Origin of the sequence: Rathayibacter sp. AY1E3 (assembly GCF_002932235.1) — a bacterium.
Classification (GTDB): domain Bacteria; phylum Actinomycetota; class Actinomycetes; order Actinomycetales; family Microbacteriaceae; genus Rathayibacter.
The window spans coordinates 178,745-194,315 of the sequence record NZ_PSVN01000005.1; the positions used below are offsets into that span (position 1 = coordinate 178,745).

Sequence of the window (15,571 nt, forward strand, 5' to 3'; positions counted from 1 at the left end):
GCACTGCGAGGAACGGCGGAGCACGATGACGAACCCCACCGCACCGGCTCCGGCCGCGTCGGGCAACTGGAACCTGCCGAACGCGATCACGGTCGTCCGGATCCTGCTGGCGCCCGTCTTCTTCTGGCTCCTGCTGGCCGACGGGGGGCAGGACGGCGGGATCCGGATCGCCGCGGCGCTCCTCTTCATCGTCGCGATCGCCACGGACGGCATCGACGGGCACATCGCCCGGAGCCGGGGCCTCGTGACCGATCTCGGCAAGCTCCTGGATCCGATCGCCGACAAGGTGCTCACCGGCGCGGCGCTCGTCGGGCTCTCGATCCTCGCGGAGCTGCCGTGGTGGGTGACGATCGTCATCCTGGTGCGCGAGATCGGCATCACCGTGTTCCGGATGGCCGTGCTCTCGGATCGGGTGATCCCCGCGTCGCGGGGCGGCAAGCTCAAGACGATCGTGCAGTCGATCGCGATCTCCCTCGCTCTGCTGCCGCTCTGGGCCGTCCTCGGCGAGTGGGTCCACTGGCTGAACGGCATCACGATGACGGCCGCGGTGGTGCTCACGGTCGCCACCGGGATCGACTACCTCGCCGACGCCGCCCGCCAGAGCCGGGCCGCCCGGCCGACGCGGTGACGGCCGCGCAGCTGATCGCCGAGCTCCGGCGGCGGGGTGTCGACCTCGCCGTCGCGGAGTCCCTCACCGGCGGCGCGCTCAGCTCCGCCCTCGTGGAGGTGCCCGGCGCCTCCGCCGTGTACCGCGGGGGAGTGGTGAGCTATGCCACCGACCTCAAGGACCGGCTCCTCGGGGTCGACGCGCGCGTCCTCGGCGAGCGGGGTCCCGTCGATCCCGGAGTCGCCGTGCAGATGGCGCGCGGAGCGTCCTCGCGGCTCGCAGCCGACGGGCGTCCGACGCTCGGCCTGGCGACGACGGGGGTCGCCGGTCCGGATCCGCAGGGGGACGCGGCCGTCGGCACCGTCATCGTGGCGGCCGTCCTCGGCGAGGACGAGCTCGTCCGTGAGCACCGGTTCGACGGCGACCGCGCCGCGATCCGCGCCGCCTCGGTCGACGCGGCCCTCGCCCTCGGCGCGGAGCTGATCGCCCGCGGCGCATGAGGCGGATACCCAGCCGGGGCCCTTCGGGAATCGGAATGCGCCGCATTGCGGCCCGGTTACAACTGGTGTCGCTCACACGCAAAGTCCAGTCATCCGGTATTAGAGTCGACACCATACGAACCGGGTAGTGAACAGCTATCCGGTTCTCTCGTCCCAGCCCCCCGATCACCCCCTCCGGAATCTCCGGCGCTCGTGCTCGCGGTGCAGGTGCACGACATGCGGTTGACGTGGAGAAGGAGGGTCCAGTGGTTCTAGTTCGTCAGGAGATCGGCGATGTCCTCAGGGACTTTCGCCTGCAGAAAGGTCGTACGCTCCGTCAGGTGGCGAGCAAGGCGAGCGTTGCGCTCGGCTACCTGAGCGAGGTCGAACGCGGTCAGAAGGAGGCCTCCTCGGAGATCCTCGCCTCTGTCGCCGACGCCCTCGACACCCCCATCTCGGTGATCATGCGCGAGGTCGGCGATCGTCTCGCCGTCATCGAGGGCATCGACACCATCCCCGACACCATCCCGGCAGACATGGTCGCCGGCTTCGACGCGGACCTCGTCACGCAGTAGTCGGATTCCGTCCCCTCCACTCACCGCACCCGTTCCACGCGAAGGGCGCCCAGGCTCCGGCCGGGCGCCCTTCGGCGTTCCCGGGGGAGTGCGGCTTCCGGGCAGCGGCTACCGTGGACGCATGCGCTTGAGCGAGTTCCGGCAGCTGGTGGACGACGAGTTCGGCGGCGCCTACGCCCGTGTCCTGGTCTCGGACCTCGTGCTGACCGAGCTCGGGGGCCGCACCGCCGAGCGCGCCCTCGCGGATGGAGCGGAGCCGCGCGAGGTCTGGCTCGCCCTCTGCCGCGCCAACGACATCCCGGAGGCCCGGTGGCACGGCGTGGATCCGCGGAAGCGCCACCGCTGACGCTCCCGTCGCCGAAGCCGTGTTCGACACGCCGACGGCTCGTGCTCGAATCCGTGTTCGAACGGGTCTAGGCTCCTCCACAGAAGCAGGATCGGCTCCGTCTCCACGGAGTCGCTCTCGCTCGGCCCCGATGTCGGTGGTCGGGCGTACCGTCGGAGACACCTGAACGGACCTGCTTCACCGCCTTGTCGCAGCCGGCCGGCACTGTCACTCCGACAGCCGCCGGCATGTCGCGACAGCCTGTAGGCGACACCACCACGAACACGAGAGCGAGACGGCCATGCCCAGTTCCTCCGACCGCGAGAAGTCCCTCGAGACCGCACTCGCCCAGATCGACCGCCAGTTCGGCAAGGGCGCCGTCATGCGCCTCGGAAGCGACGACCGCGCTCCCGTCGAGGTGATCCAGACCGGTTCTATCGCGCTCGACGTCGCGCTCGGGATCGGCGGGCTCCCCCGCGGCCGCATCGTCGAGATCTACGGCCCAGAGTCCTCCGGAAAGACCACCCTCACGCTGCACGCGATCGCGAACGCGCAGCGCAACGGCGGCATCGCCGCCTTCATCGACGCGGAGCACGCGCTCGACCCCGAGTACGCCAAGAAGCTCGGCGTCGACATCGACTCCCTCCTCGTGTCGCAGCCCGACACCGGAGAGCAGGCGCTCGAGATCGCCGACATGCTCGTGCGCTCGGGCTCGATCGACCTCATCGTGATCGACTCCGTCGCGGCCCTCGTGCCGCGTGCCGAGATCGAGGGCGAGATGGGCGACTCCCACGTCGGCCTGCAGGCCCGCCTCATGTCCCAGGCGCTGCGCAAGCTGACCGGCGGACTGAACACCACGAACACCACGATGATCTTCATCAACCAGCTGCGCGAGAAGATCGGCGTCTTCTTCGGAAGCCCCGAGACCACGGCGGGCGGCAAGGCGCTCAAGTTCTACGCGTCGGTCCGCCTCGACATCCGCCGCATCGAGACGCTGAAGGACGGCACCGACGCGGTCGGCAACCGCACCCGCGTCAAGGTCGTGAAGAACAAGATGGCCCCGCCCTTCAAGCAGGCCGAGTTCGACATCCTCTACGGCGTCGGCATCTCCCGCGAGGGCAGCCTGATCGACTTCGGTGTCGAGCACGAGATCGTCCGCAAGTCGGGCGCCTGGTACACCTACGACGGCGACCAGCTCGGCCAGGGCAAGGAGAAGGCGCGCCAGTTCCTCATCGACAACCCCGATGTGGCCGCCGAGATCGAGAAGCGCATCCTGGTCAAGCTCGGCGTGATCGTCGACCCGAACGCGGCCGTCGAGGCCGCGCCGGTCGCGATCGAGACCAAGCAGCCCGTGCGCAAGGGCGCCTAGCCCGTGGCGGAGAAGGCCGCGGAGGGGGCGAAGGGCCGCCCCGTGGCCTTCCTGCCCTGGGTCGACCGGGGTGCGGCGGGCGACGACGGCTGGGCTCCGGCGGCGCCGGACGCCGACGGGGCCGGGTCGCTTCCGGAGCCGTCCGGAGCCGGGACGCCGCGTACCAGAGCTCCCGGGACGGTCGCAGGCGAGTTGGAAGGCTCCGCCGTCGGGGGCGCCGCGTCTCCGGCCTCCGAGCGGATCGCCGAGCTCTCGGCTCATGTCGCCCGGCGCGCGCCGGCGTTCGTCGAGAACGCGGACGACGAGGACGACGACGACGCGATCGAGGTCCCGGAGGAGATCGATCCCGAGCAGGTCGCGGATCGGATCGTACGGGGGCTCTCCCGCAAGAGCCTCTCGGTCGCCGAGGTCGAGGCGCGCCTCTACACGGAGGGCGTCGCCGAGAAGGACGCCCTCGAGATCCTCGAGCGCTTCACGCGCTTCGGCTACCTCGACGACCTCCGCATGGCGGAGCAGCTGGTCGTCTCGCTCCGTGACCGCAAGAAGCTCGGCCGCTCCTCCATCCAGCAGGAGCTGCGCGCGCGGAAGATCGACCCCGAGGCGATCGCGTCAGCGCTCGACGAGCTGGACGGCGACGATGAGTACCGCACGGCGCTCGAGCTCGCGCGCAAGCGCCTGCCGAGCCTGCGCTCTCTCTCCGACGAGGTCGCCGAGCGCCGGCTCACGGGATTCCTCGCGCGCCGCGGCTACGCCGGCGGACTCGTGCAGCGCGTCGTCCGCGAGACGATCCGCAAGCCGGGGTCGAGCGTCCGCTTCCGCTGACACGGCGGGCCGGGAGCGGTCCGACCGGAGCGTAGAATCCCACACCATGAGCACGCTCGGTACCGCCCCGTCGCCCGTCGCCGAGACCCGGCCGAGGACCTACGAGGTCCGTACGTTCGGGTGCCAGATGAACGTGCACGACTCCGAGCGGCTGAGCGGTTCGCTCGAGGCGGCGGGCTACGTGTCCGCCGATGGAGCCGAGGCCGACGTCGTCGTGATCAACACCTGCGCGGTGCGCGAGAACGCCGACAACAAGCTCTACGGCAACCTCGGCCACCTCGCGTCGGTGAAGCGCCGACACGAGGGGATGCAGATCGCGGTCGGCGGCTGTCTCGCGCAGAAGGACAAGAACGTCATCCTCGACCGTGCCCCGTGGGTCGACGTAGTCTTCGGCACGCACAACATGGGCGCCCTCCCGAGCCTGCTCGAGCGCGCCCGCCACAACGACGAGGCGCAGCTCGAGATCCTCGAATCGCTCGATGTCTTCCCCTCCACGCTCCCCACGAAGCGCGACTCGACCTACAGCGGCTGGGTCTCGATCTCGGTCGGCTGCAACAACACCTGCACCTTCTGCATCGTCCCCTCGCTCCGCGGCAAGGAGAAGGACCGGCGTCCCGGCGACGTGCTCGCCGAGATCCAGGCGCTCGTGGACGACGGCGCGATCGAGGTCACCCTTCTCGGCCAGAACGTGAACTCCTACGGCGTCGAGTTCGGCGATCGCCAGGCGTTCTCGAAGCTGCTCCGCGCGGCGGGCACCATCCACGGGCTCGAGCGGATCCGCTTCACGAGCCCCCATCCCGCGGCCTTCACGGACGACGTGATCGACGCCATGGCCGAGACGCCGGCGGTGATGCCGCAGCTGCACATGCCGCTCCAGTCCGGCTCCGACCGCGTCCTCAAGGCGATGCGCCGCTCCTACCGCTCCGAGAAGTTCCTCGGGATCCTCGACCGGGTGCGCGATCGCATCCCGCACGCGGCGATCAGCACCGACATCATCGTTGGCTTCCCCGGCGAGACGGAGGCCGACTTCCAGGAGACCCTGCGGGTGGTCGAGGCGGCCCGCTTCGCCTCCGCCTTCACCTTCCAGTACTCCATCCGGCCCGGCACCCCGGCCGCGACGCTGCCCGACCAGATCCCCAAGGCGGTCGTCCAGGAGCGCTACGAGCGGCTCGTCGCCCTGCAGGACGCGATCAGCGAGCAGGAGAACCGCACGGTCGTCGGCCGAGAGGTCGAGGTCCTCGTCGCGACCGGCGAGGGCCGCCGCGACACGGAGACGCACCGGCTGAGCGGACGCGCCGAGGACAGCCGTCTGGTGCACTTCGACGTGCCCGAGGGCTCCGAGCAGCCGCGTCCCGGAGACGTGGTCTCCGTCCGGGTCACCCGTGCCGCCCCCTTCTACCTCCTGGCGGATTCGCCCGACGGCGCGCCGCTCCGCATCCGCCGCACCCGCGCGGGCGACGCCTGGGACCGGGCGCAGACCGAGTCCTGCGGAGTTCCGGCCGCCCCGGGCGCGAGCGGGGCGCCCCGGGTCTCGCTGGGCCTGCCGTCGCTGCGCGTGCGCGACGCCGGCACGCTGACGACGCCGATCTACGACGCCCTCGATGGCGAGCGCTGAGACCGGAGCCCCCGATACCGCGCCGGAGCTGATCGCGGTCGTCGGCGCGACCGGCACGGGCAAGTCCGACCTCTCGCTCGATCTCGCCGAGGCGATCCGGCAGGACGGCGGCGCCGCTGAGATCGTGAACGCCGACGCGATGCAGCTCTACCGCGGGATGGACATCGGCACCGCGAAGCTGCGCGCCGACGAGCGGCGGGGCGTCCCGCACCATCTGCTCGACGTCCTCGACGTGACGGAGGAGGCGTCGGTCGCCCGCTACCAGAGCGAGGCGCGGCAGGTGATCGAGAGCGTGCTGGCGCGCGGGGCGACGCCGGTCCTGGTCGGGGGTTCCGGCCTGTACGTCTCCAGCGTCGTCTTCGAGTTCTCGTTCGCGGGCACCGACCCGGCCGTCCGGCGCCGGCTCGAGGAGACCGCCGAGCGGGAGGGCCTGGGCGCCCTCGTCGAGCGGCTGCGCCGGATCGACGCCGGAGTGGCCGAGCGGATCGGTCCGCACAACACCCGGCGCATCGTCCGCGCGCTCGAGATCGCGGAGCTGAACGGCGGGAGCACGCACAGCGCGCTGATGTCCGACGAGCCGGTTCCGTGGCGCCCCGCCTCGATCCTGTTCCTCGAGGCTCCGCGGGAGGAGCTGGTGCAGCGCCTCGACCGGCGGGTGGAGCGGATGTGGGCGGCCGGGATGCTCGACGAGGTCGAGCGGCTCGTCCCCCTCGGCCTGGAGCGCGGCGTCACAGCCGGGCGGGCCATCGGGTACGCCCAGGCGCTCGCCCAGCGTGCCGGCGTCCTCCGCGAGGAGGAGGCGATCGCGGCGACGCAGGCGCTCACGCGCCGCTACGCACGTCGGCAGAACAGCTGGTTCCGGCGCTACGCCGGCGCCCACCGGCTCCCGTACGACGCGCCGGACCTGGTGTCGCGGGCGCACGCCGCCGCCCAGGCCGCCGCTCCCGCTCCTCGCTAGGCTGTGCGCCATGACGATCGAGCTGCACTTCACCAAGGGCCAGGGCACCGGCAACGACTTCGTGCTCTTCAGCGACCCGGACGGTGAGGTCGACCTCTCGCCCGCGCAGATCGCGATGATCTGCGACCGCCACTTCGGCGTCGGCGCCGACGGCGTCATCCGTGCCGTCCGCTCCCGCGCGATCCCGGAGGGCGCCGCGGCTCTAGCCGAGGAGAGCGAGGCGGAGTGGTTCATGGACTACCGCAACGCCGACGGCTCGATCGCCGAGATGTGCGGCAACGGCATCCGCGTCTACGCCGCGTTCCTGCTCGCGGGCGGCCTCGCGGCGCTCGAGCCCGGCGACACCCTGCCGATCGGCACCCGCGCCGGCGTCCGCGACGTCACCCGCAGCGGTGCCGGGTTCCAGGTCGACCTCGGCCGCTGGGAGCTGGCGGGCGGCGAGCCCCTGGTGCGGGCGAAGGAGCTCAAGGTCGCGCGCCCCGGTCTCGGGATCGACCTCGGCAATCCGCACGTGGTCGTCGCCCTCAGCAACGACGAGGAGCTCGACTCCGCCGACCTCTCCTACATCCCGCAGCTCGACCCGGAGCCCGAGGACGGCGCGAACGTCGAGTTCGTGGTTCCCGGCGAGCCCCTGGTCCACGACGGGATCGGGCGGATCCGGATGCGCGTGCACGAGCGCGGCAGCGGCGAGACCCTGAGCTGCGGCACGGGTGCCGCGGCGGCGGCACTGGCGGTGCGCTACTGGGCGGGAGCGCGCGCTCCGCAGGCCTGGCGCGTGGAGGTCCCGGGCGGCACGCTCGGCGTGACGATGTTCGCGGCGGAGGAGGGCGAGCACGTCGGGCTCTCCGGCCCGGCCGACCTCGTCTTCACCGGGACGATCCGGATCGACTGAGGACCCGGTCAGGCCAGGCGGGTCGTCCGCAGCACGCGGAAGCCCTTCGCCGAGGAGACGCGCTCCACGTCGAGCCGCCCGGCGAACGCGGCGCCCAGCCAGGTCTGGAGCGAGTCGGAGCCGAGGTTTCGCTGCACGACGAGCCAGGCGTCCGCGCCCTCCTCGAGCCGCGGCAGCCAGCGTTCGAGCAGGAGGTGCAGCTCCTCCTTGCCGATGCGGATCGGCGGGTTCGACCACACGGTGCGGAAGCGGACGTCGTCGGGAACATCCTCGGGCAGCACGGCGTTGACATTGAGGACGCCGAGTTCCTCGCAGTTGCGACGGACCAGCTCGAGCGCCCGCTGGTTGACGTCGACCGCCCACACCCGGGCGTCGGGGGAGGCGAGGGCGAGCGCGAGGGCGATCGGGCCCCAGCCGCAGCCGAGGTCGAGCAGGTCCCCGTCAGCGGGGGCGTCGGGCACCGCGTCCAGCAGGACGCGCGTGCCGAGATCGACGTGACCGGGGCTGAACACCCCTCCTGCCGTCGTGACCTCGAGGTCGCGGCCGGCCAGGCGGGCCTGGATCCTGCGGGGCCGGAGGTCGCCGTCGGGAGTACTCGAGAAGTAGTGCTCGGCGGCCATGAGAAGTGAACCTATCAAGACCTGAGGAGTTAGTGTTATCCGGATGACGGAAGACCTGAACGAGACCGACACGACCGAGGCCGTGGACGTCGTCTCGAGGGTCCTGGCGAACGCGCAGTCGCGTTCGGCAGGGTACTCGCGCTTCGTCGCGGGTGGAGCCCAGGCGCTGCAGAGCGCCGGCCACGAGGGCGAGAACAGCGACGGCGAGCAGTTCGACCGCGACGACCGGCAGGCGCTGCGACGCGTCGCCGGCCTCTCGACCGAGCTCGAGGACGTCACGGAGGTCGAGTACCGCCAGCTGCGCCTGGAGAACGTCGTGCTCATCGGCGTGTACTCGCAGAATTCGCTGCAGGACGCGGAGAACTCGCTGCACGAGCTCGCCGCGCTCGCGGAGACGGCGGGAGCGACGGTCCTCGACGGCCTGCTCCAGCGCCGCCCGCACCCCGATCCGAGCACCTACCTCGGCAAGGGCAAGGCCCAGGAGCTCGCGGGGCTCGTCGCGGCCCTCGGCGCGGACACGGTCGTCGCCGACACCGAGCTCGCACCGAGCCAGCGGCGTGCGCTGGAGGACGTGGTGAAGGTCAAGGTGATCGACCGCACCGCGGTGATCCTCGACATCTTCAGCCAGCACGCGAAGAGCCGTGAGGGCAAGGCGCAGGTCGAGCTCGCGCAGCTCGAGTACCTGCTCCCGCGACTGCGCGGCTGGGGCGAGTCCATGTCCCGCCAGGCCGGCGGCCAGGTGGGCGCGGGAGCCGGAATGGGCTCGCGCGGTCCGGGTGAGACGAAGATCGAGCTCGATCGTCGCCGCATCCACACCCGCATGGCGCGCCTGCGCAAGCAGATCACGGCGATGAAGCCCGCCCGCGAGGCCAAGCGCGCGAACCGCAAGCGCAACGCCGTCCCCTCGGTGGCGATCGCGGGGTACACGAACGCCGGCAAGTCGAGCCTGCTGAACCGGATGACGCACGCGGGCGTCCTCGTCGAGAACTCGCTCTTCGCGACCCTCGACGCCACCGTCCGCAAGGCCCAGACGAAGGACGGGCGCCTCTACACGCTCGCCGACACGGTCGGCTTCGTGCGAGCGCTTCCGCACCAGCTCGTCGAGGCCTTCCGGTCGACGCTCGAGGAGGTCGCGGACTCCGATGTGATCGTCCACGTCGTGGACGCCTCCCACCCCGATCCGGCCGGACAGATCGCCACCGTGCGCGACGTGATCGGCGAGGTGGGCGCCCGCAGCATCCCCGAGATCATCGCCTTCAACAAGGCCGATCTGGTGGACGAGGGCACGCGGCTGGTGCTGCGCGGTCTCGCTCCCGACGCGGTCTTCGTGTCGGCGCGCAGCGGCGAGGGCATCGACGAGCTGGAGGCGCGGATCGCCGAGATCCTGCCCGAGCCGGACGTCGAGATCGACCTGCTCGTGCCGTACGACCGGGGCGACGTGATCTCGCATCTGCACCGCAGCGGCCGGATCCTGTCGACGCAGTACGTCGAGGGCGGCACCCACGTGGTCGCCCTCGTGCACGCCGACCTGGCGGGCTCGCTCACCGAGTTCGCGGTTCCGCGCGCGGCCGTCCAGGCCTGATCGCCACCACCCGAGCGCCCGTCTCCCCGTCCGGGAGGCGGGCGCTCGGCGCATCCGTGAGGGGGTGCGGCGTCCCGCATCATCGACCCACTCCGGCGGCCGGAGGGTTCGGCGATCTCGTGTCGGCAGCTCTCCTCCGCCTTCCCGTGACCGCGACGGAGGGGCGCGCGCCCCGATCACCCGTGCCCGTCGAATGCAGGAGGGGCCCGACCGGCTGCACGCCGGTCGGGCCCCTCCTGCACGCCCGGTGTCAGACGGAGCGGAGGACCGCCACGATCTTCCCGAGCACCTCAGCCTCGTCGCCGAGGATCGGCTCGAAGTTGGAGTTGCGGGGCAGCAGCCAGGTGTGGCCGTCGCGCTGGCGCAGCACCTTGACGGTGGCCTCGCCGTCGAGCATGGCCGCCACGATCTCGCCGTTCTCGGCGGTGCGCTGCGAGCGGACCACGACCCAGTCGCCGTCGCAGATCGCGGCGTCGATCATCGACTCGCCGACGACCTTGAGCATGAAGAGCTCGCCCTTGCCGACGAGCTGCCGGGGAAGCGGGAACACCTCGTCGATCTGCTGGTCGGCCATGATCGGCACGCCCGCCGCGATCCGGCCGACGAGGGGGACCATCGCCGCGTCGCCGACCGTCGCGGTCGACTCGAACGACCCGTCGTCGTCCGTCGAGCTGGGGACGTCGATGAGGATCTCGAGGGCGCGGGGCCGGTTCGGGTCGCGGCGCAGGTACCCGCTGAGCTCGAGCTGGTTGAGCTGGTGGGTGACGCTCGACAGCGAGGCGAGGCCGACCGCGTCGCCGATCTCGCGCATGCTCGGCGGGTAGCCGCGGCTCGACACCGAGCGCTGGATCGCGTCGAGGATCGCGAGCTGCTTGGCGCTCAGGCTCTTCCGGCGCCGGCCCGCGGCCGCCTTCGTCTTGGCGGCCGGGGTCCCGGCCCTCTGCGCGTCGCTCACGATGCTCCCTCTTCCCGGTGCGCACGCCGCGTGCGCGCCCGCCCGGTCGCGACCCGACAAGGAATGTCGGTGGTCGCTGCTGTACTACGACCAGGCTCTCGAAACTGTATCCGCCGGAACTCACGACTCGGAACATTCGTTCGAGTGTGTCGCGCGCGAGTCCGCCCGCGGATCAGCCGGAACGGTCCCTTGACCGCTCCGTCGTTCGAAGATATGTTCGGTACAGGCGTTCGGGGCGGCCCTCCCGGCCGAGGGCCTCCCCGAATCCCTGTTGAAAGGAGCGATCCCATGACCGCACAGCTCACCTCCCGCCCGCTCCAGCGCTCGTCCGCGGCTCGGCCCGTCGAGGTCCTGCCGTCCGCTCCCGAGCCGATGAGCGCGTTCGGCGAAGCGCGGATCGTTCGCACCCGTCTGCGCCTCACGCGCCGCGGCCGCGCCGTGGTGGCCGCTCTGGGGGCCCTGCCGATCGTGGCGGGCGCCTTCGCCTTCGGGCTCAACGGCGGTGGAGCGGTCGCGTCGAGCGACGCCGCTGCGGTCGAGTTCCAGTACGTCACCGTTCACGCGGGCGAGTCGCTCTGGTCGCTCGCCGAGGAGCTCGCCCCGCAGGCGGACCCGCGCGACGTGGTCGACGACATCCTCTCCCTCAACCAGCTCTCGAGCGCGGGCGTCGAGCCCGGGCAGCGCCTCGCGGTCCCGGCCGAGTACGACACCGCTCGCTGAGCCGGGCTGCCCGGACGTCCGCGCCGGGTGCTTCGCTACCATTCCCTGGTGACGACTCTCGATGACCTGCCCCTCCGCGACGACCTCCGAGGCAGGCACCCGTACGGTGCACCCCAGGCGGTCGTGCCCGTCGCCCTCAACGTCAACGAGAACACCCACCCGGTCCCGGACGACGTGATCGCCGACATCGTCGGGCGGGTCACGGAGGCGCTGCGCACCGTCAACCGGTATCCCGACCGCGAGTTCCGAGAGCTGCGCGACTCCCTCGCCGGCTACCTCGGTCACGGGCTCACCGCGGACGGCGTGTGGGCTGCGAACGGATCGAACGAGGTGCTCCAGCACGTCCTTCAGGCGTTCGGCGGTCCCGGGCGCTCGCTGCTGGGGTTCGCGCCCACCTATTCGATGTACTCGATCCTCGCGTCGGGGAGCGGAACGGAGTGGATCCCCGCTCCGCGCGAGGCGGAGTTCGAGATCGGAGCCGAGTACGCCGCGGAGCAGGTGCGCCGGGCCCGGCCCGACATCGTCTTCCTCTGCGCTCCGAACAACCCGACCGGGACGCCGCTCGACCTCGCCGTGATCGAGGCGGTCTACGACGCGACCGACGGCATAGTCGTCGTCGACGAGGCGTACGCCGAGTTCGCGGGCAGGGGCGCGCCCACCGCGCTGAGCCTCCTCCCCGGGCGACCGCGCCTGCTCGTGTCCCGCACCATGAGCAAGGCCTTCGCCTTCGCCGGCGTCCGCCTGGGCTACCTCGCCGCCGACCCCGCGGTGATCGACGCGCTCCGCCTCGTCCGCCTCCCGTACCACCTGTCGGCCCTCACCCAGGCCGCCGCGACCGCCGCCCTCGCTCACGCCGACGAGATGCTCGCCATGGTCGGCGAGATCATCGTGCAGCGCGACCGGATGATCGACGGCCTGCGCGCCCTCGGCTACCGCCCGGACGCGACCGGCAGCAACTTCGTCCTCTTCGGCGGCGTCGCGGATCCGGCCGCCGTGTTCGAGGGCCTGCTCGCCCGCGGCGTGCTCATCCGCGACGTCGGCATCCCGAACCACCTCCGCGTCAGCGCCGGCACCGAGGAGGAGACGACCGCGTTCCTCGAGGCGCTCGCCTCCCTCCCCGCACCGTCGGCCGACGCCACGGTGGCGCTCTCGCGTGAGTGAGCTCCGCCCGGGGGCGGTGACGCGGCGCGAATAGACTGGGAGGCATGACCTCCCCGAGCGCCGCACCCGGGCGCACCGCCTCCCTCAGCCGTGCCACCAGCGAGTCGAGGATCGAGCTCTCCCTCGACCTCGACGGCACGGGCGTCGCCGATCTCGAGACCGGCGTGCCCTTCTTCGACCACCTGCTGACGGCGTTCGCGAAGCATTCGCTCACGGACCTGCGCGTCCGGGCCCGCGGCGACATCGAGATCGACATCCACCACACCGCGGAGGACATCGGCATCGTGCTCGGCACGGCCATCCGACAGGCTCTCGGCGACAAGGCCGGGATCTCCCGCTTCGGCGACGCGCTCGTCCCCCTCGACGAGGCGCTCGTGCAGGCCGTCGTCGACATCTCGGGGCGCCCCTACCTCGTGCACACCGGCGAGCCGGAGGGCTTCGCGCTGCACCTGATCGGCGGCCACTTCACCGGGTCGATGGTGCGCCACGTCTTCGAGGCGATCGCGTTCAACGCCGGCCTCACCGTGCACGTCACGGTGCTCGGCGGCAGGGACCCGCACCACATCGCCGAAGCGGAGTTCAAGGCGTTCGCCCGCGCCTTCCGTCAGGCCAAGGCCCTCGACCCGCTCGTCTCCGGCGTGCCGTCGACGAAGGGCGCGCTGTGAGCTCGGCCCGCCCCTCCGTCGTGGTCTACGACTACGGCTCGGGGAACGTGCACTCCGCCGTCAAGGCGCTCGAGCTCGCCGGGGCCGACGTCGAGCTGACGGGGGACCGGCAGCGGGCGCTGGAGGCGGACGGCCTCCTCGTGCCCGGCGTCGGCGCCTTCGACGCCGTGATGTCGGCGCTGACCCGCGCCCGCGGCGGCGAGATCATCGAGAAGCGCCTCGCCGGCGGGCGCCCCGTCCTGGGCATCTGCGTCGGGATGCAGGTGCTCTTCGAGCGCGGCGTCGAGCGCGGGGTCGAGAGCGAGGGCCTGGGCGAGTGGCCGGGGACGGTGGACCTCCTCCCGGCCGAGGTCGTCCCGCACATGGGCTGGAACACCGTCTCCGCTCCCGAGGGCTCGGTGCTCTTCGACGGCATCGCCGAGGAGCGCTTCTACTTCGTGCACTCCTACGGCGCCCGCGAGTGGTCGCTCGACGTGATGCCCCCGTTCCCGCGTCCCGCGGTCACCTGGGCCGATCACGGAGGCCCCTTCATCGCCGCGGTCGAGAACGGGCCGCTCTCGGCCACGCAGTTCCACCCCGAGAAGTCGGGGGCCGCCGGGCTCCGGCTGCTGGCCAATTGGCTGGGCACCCTCCGCACGAACTAGGATCGGCCGGTGGTCGGCGCCTCCAGGGGCCGGCACCGGCTCCGAGACTGAGGATGACGATGAGCGAGTTCACCAAGGCCCCGGGCCTGGTCCTCCTGCCCGCGATCGACGTGGCGGGCGGCAGGGCCGTGCGGCTCACGCAGGGCGAGGCCGGGACCGAGACCAACTACGGCGACCCGATCGACGCCGCGGCCGACTGGGCCGACCAGGGCGCGGAGTGGATCCACCTCGTCGACCTCGACGCCGCCTTCGGCCGCGGCGACAACCACGGCATCATGAAGAAGGTCATCCGGCAGGTGAAGGGCGTCAACGTCGAGCTCTCCGGCGGGATCCGCGACGACCGCAGCCTCGAGTCCGCGCTGAGCGCCGGCGCGAAGCGCATCAACCTCGGAACCGCGGCGCTCGAGAACCCCGAGTGGGCCGCGAGCGTCATCGCGCAGTACGGCGACCAGATCGCCGTCGGGCTCGACGTCCGGGGCACCACGCTCGCCGCACGCGGCTGGACCAAGGAGGGAGGCGACCTCTGGCAGGTCCTCGACCGCCTGGAGGAGGCCGGCTGCACCCGCTACGTCGTCACCGACGTCACCAAGGACGGCACGCTCAAGGGCCCGAACCTCGAGCTCCTCGAGCAGGTCATGGCCCGCACCCACCGCCCCGTGATCGCCTCGGGCGGCATCTCGAACCTCGACGACATCGCCGCTCTGCGCGACCTCGTGCCCCAGGGGCTCGAGGGCGCGATCGTCGGCAAGGCGCTGTACGCGGGCGCGTTCACGCTCGCGGAGGCCCTGGATGTCGCATCCGAGTGAGCCCCGCCCGCTCCCGGCGCATCTGACCGACTCGGCCGGCACCCCCTGGGCGGGCCGGCACTTCGAGCCGAGCGCAGCGCCGGAGGACGACGGGAGCGCCCCGGAGGCGCTGGTCGCCGCGCTCGAGTCCTTCACCCGCGGCACTCGCGGCCCGGAGGCCGTGGTCGACGCGATCCGCACGTCCCGCCTGCTCATCCCTCTGGTCGCCCGCCTCGGCGAGGAGGCCGAGGGGGTCGGGGGACTCCGGGCGGACAAGACGCAGGAGCTCGCGATCGTCACGGTCGCCGGACCCGACGGCCGCACGGTGCTCCCCGTCTTCAGCGGCGTCGAGAGCATGCGCCGGTGGGACCCGGCCGCCCGTCCCGTCCCTGTCGACGGGCGCCGCGCGGCCCTGGCGGCCGTCGCGGAGGGCACCGAGGTGATGGTCCTCGACCCCGCGTCCGAGCGGGAGTTCGCGGTCCGGCGCCCGGCCCTCTGGGCGATCGCGGAGGGCGGCGACTGGCGGCCGGCCCCTGCCGATGCGGAGGTGCTCCTGGCTCTGCGCGCGGCTGCGGAGGGGGAGCGGGCGGTCGCCTCGCTCGAGGTGCGCGCGGGAGACCCGGAGCAGCGCCTCGCGGGGCCCGAGCTCGTGGTGGTCCTGAGCCTGCGCCCGGGGCTCGATCAGGACGCGCTCGGCGCCCTCGTCGCGCGATTGGGGGAGCGGTGGGCGGCCGACGAGACCGTCGCGCAGCGCGTCGACTCGATGACGCTGCAGCTCGCCGCCGCCCGCTGACTCC

At 72.1% G+C, this 15,571-nt stretch carries 18 protein-coding genes; 16 read left to right on the forward strand and 2 right to left on the reverse strand.

Annotated elements, in window-relative coordinates:
• The first annotated feature begins 25 nt into the window (after positions 1-25).
• The 9 genes from pgsA to dapF all read left to right on the forward strand — a co-directional run bounded on the left by pgsA (position 26) and on the right by dapF (position 7,642).
• The gene (pgsA, locus tag C5C53_RS06235; protein ID WP_104267089.1) at positions 26-628 is read left to right on the forward strand and encodes a CDP-diacylglycerol--glycerol-3-phosphate 3-phosphatidyltransferase; all 603 of its coding nucleotides are present in this window, start codon (positions 26-28) and stop codon (positions 626-628) included.
• Positions 625-1,107, forward strand: a complete 483-nt coding sequence (locus C5C53_RS06240; RefSeq protein ID WP_104267090.1) for a CinA family protein — start codon at positions 625-627, stop codon at positions 1,105-1,107. Before pgsA ends, C5C53_RS06240 begins: the two co-directional genes overlap by 4 nt.
• Before the next feature lie 245 nt (positions 1,108-1,352).
• Positions 1,353-1,661 carry a helix-turn-helix domain-containing protein gene (locus C5C53_RS06245; RefSeq protein WP_068207524.1) on the forward strand — a complete coding sequence of 103 codons (309 nt, stop codon included), beginning with the start codon at positions 1,353-1,355 and terminating at the stop codon, positions 1,659-1,661.
• A 121-nt stretch (positions 1,662-1,782) separates the two neighbouring features.
• The gene (locus C5C53_RS06250) at positions 1,783-2,007 is read left to right on the forward strand and encodes a DUF3046 domain-containing protein (protein ID WP_104267091.1); all 225 of its coding nucleotides are present in this window, start codon (positions 1,783-1,785) and stop codon (positions 2,005-2,007) included.
• A gap of 280 nt (positions 2,008-2,287) precedes the next feature.
• On the forward strand, positions 2,288-3,355 hold the full coding sequence (gene recA, locus C5C53_RS06255) for a recombinase RecA (RefSeq protein WP_104224475.1): 1,068 nt from the start codon (positions 2,288-2,290) through the stop codon (positions 3,353-3,355).
• 42 nt (positions 3,356-3,397) lie between these two features.
• Positions 3,398-4,177: a regulatory protein RecX gene (locus C5C53_RS06260; protein ID WP_181068345.1), complete on the forward strand. Its 780-nt coding sequence runs from the start codon at positions 3,398-3,400 to the stop codon at positions 4,175-4,177.
• Positions 4,178-4,223: 46 nt separating this feature from the next.
• Positions 4,224-5,792 (forward strand): tRNA (N6-isopentenyl adenosine(37)-C2)-methylthiotransferase MiaB, encoded by a 1,569-nt coding sequence (gene miaB / locus C5C53_RS06265; RefSeq protein ID WP_104267093.1) that lies wholly within the window; start codon positions 4,224-4,226, stop codon positions 5,790-5,792.
• Positions 5,779-6,750, forward strand: a complete 972-nt coding sequence (miaA, locus tag C5C53_RS06270) for a tRNA (adenosine(37)-N6)-dimethylallyltransferase MiaA (RefSeq protein ID WP_104267094.1) — start codon at positions 5,779-5,781, stop codon at positions 6,748-6,750. The genes miaB and miaA overlap by 14 nt, the downstream gene beginning before the upstream one ends.
• A 10-nt stretch (positions 6,751-6,760) precedes the next feature.
• Positions 6,761-7,642: a diaminopimelate epimerase gene (gene dapF / locus C5C53_RS06275; protein ID WP_104226308.1), complete on the forward strand. Its 882-nt coding sequence runs from the start codon at positions 6,761-6,763 to the stop codon at positions 7,640-7,642.
• Positions 7,643-7,650: 8 nt separating this feature from the next.
• Here dapF and C5C53_RS06280 read toward each other — a convergent pair whose 3' ends face one another.
• Complete coding sequence (locus tag C5C53_RS06280; protein WP_104224480.1) at positions 7,651-8,262, reverse strand: class I SAM-dependent methyltransferase; 612 nt, start codon at positions 8,260-8,262, stop codon at positions 7,651-7,653.
• Positions 8,263-8,305: 43 nt separating this feature from the next.
• On the opposite strand from C5C53_RS06280, the gene hflX reads away from it, so the two are divergent.
• Positions 8,306-9,844, forward strand: a complete 1,539-nt coding sequence (hflX, locus tag C5C53_RS06285; RefSeq protein WP_104267095.1) for a GTPase HflX — start codon at positions 8,306-8,308, stop codon at positions 9,842-9,844.
• A gap of 250 nt (positions 9,845-10,094) precedes the next feature.
• Here hflX and lexA read toward each other — a convergent pair whose 3' ends face one another.
• A complete protein-coding gene (gene lexA, locus C5C53_RS06290; RefSeq protein WP_104267096.1) occupies positions 10,095-10,799 on the reverse strand; it encodes a transcriptional repressor LexA in 705 nt (234 codons plus the stop codon).
• 288 nt (positions 10,800-11,087) lie between these two features.
• Between lexA and C5C53_RS06295 the strand changes: the two genes are divergently transcribed.
• The 6 genes from C5C53_RS06295 to C5C53_RS06320 are packed head-to-tail and all read left to right on the forward strand — an operon-like array spanning position 11,088 to position 15,567.
• Positions 11,088-11,519 carry a LysM peptidoglycan-binding domain-containing protein gene (locus C5C53_RS06295; RefSeq protein ID WP_308470716.1) on the forward strand — a complete coding sequence of 144 codons (432 nt, stop codon included), beginning with the start codon at positions 11,088-11,090 and terminating at the stop codon, positions 11,517-11,519.
• A gap of 48 nt (positions 11,520-11,567) precedes the next feature.
• A complete protein-coding gene (locus tag C5C53_RS06300) occupies positions 11,568-12,680 on the forward strand; it encodes a histidinol-phosphate transaminase (protein WP_181068100.1) in 1,113 nt (370 codons plus the stop codon).
• A 44-nt stretch (positions 12,681-12,724) separates the two neighbouring features.
• Complete coding sequence (gene hisB / locus C5C53_RS06305) at positions 12,725-13,345, forward strand: imidazoleglycerol-phosphate dehydratase HisB (protein WP_104267097.1); 621 nt, start codon at positions 12,725-12,727, stop codon at positions 13,343-13,345.
• Complete coding sequence (hisH, locus tag C5C53_RS06310) at positions 13,342-13,989, forward strand: imidazole glycerol phosphate synthase subunit HisH (protein WP_104224485.1); 648 nt, start codon at positions 13,342-13,344, stop codon at positions 13,987-13,989. The genes hisB and hisH overlap by 4 nt, the downstream gene beginning before the upstream one ends.
• Positions 13,990-14,048: 59 nt before the next feature.
• Positions 14,049-14,795, forward strand: a complete 747-nt coding sequence (priA, locus tag C5C53_RS06315; protein ID WP_104267118.1) for a bifunctional 1-(5-phosphoribosyl)-5-((5-phosphoribosylamino)methylideneamino)imidazole-4-carboxamide isomerase/phosphoribosylanthranilate isomerase PriA — start codon at positions 14,049-14,051, stop codon at positions 14,793-14,795.
• Positions 14,779-15,567 (forward strand): SseB family protein, encoded by a 789-nt coding sequence (locus tag C5C53_RS06320; RefSeq protein ID WP_104267098.1) that lies wholly within the window; start codon positions 14,779-14,781, stop codon positions 15,565-15,567. The genes priA and C5C53_RS06320 overlap by 17 nt, the downstream gene beginning before the upstream one ends.
• Positions 15,568-15,571: the final 4 nt, after the last annotated feature.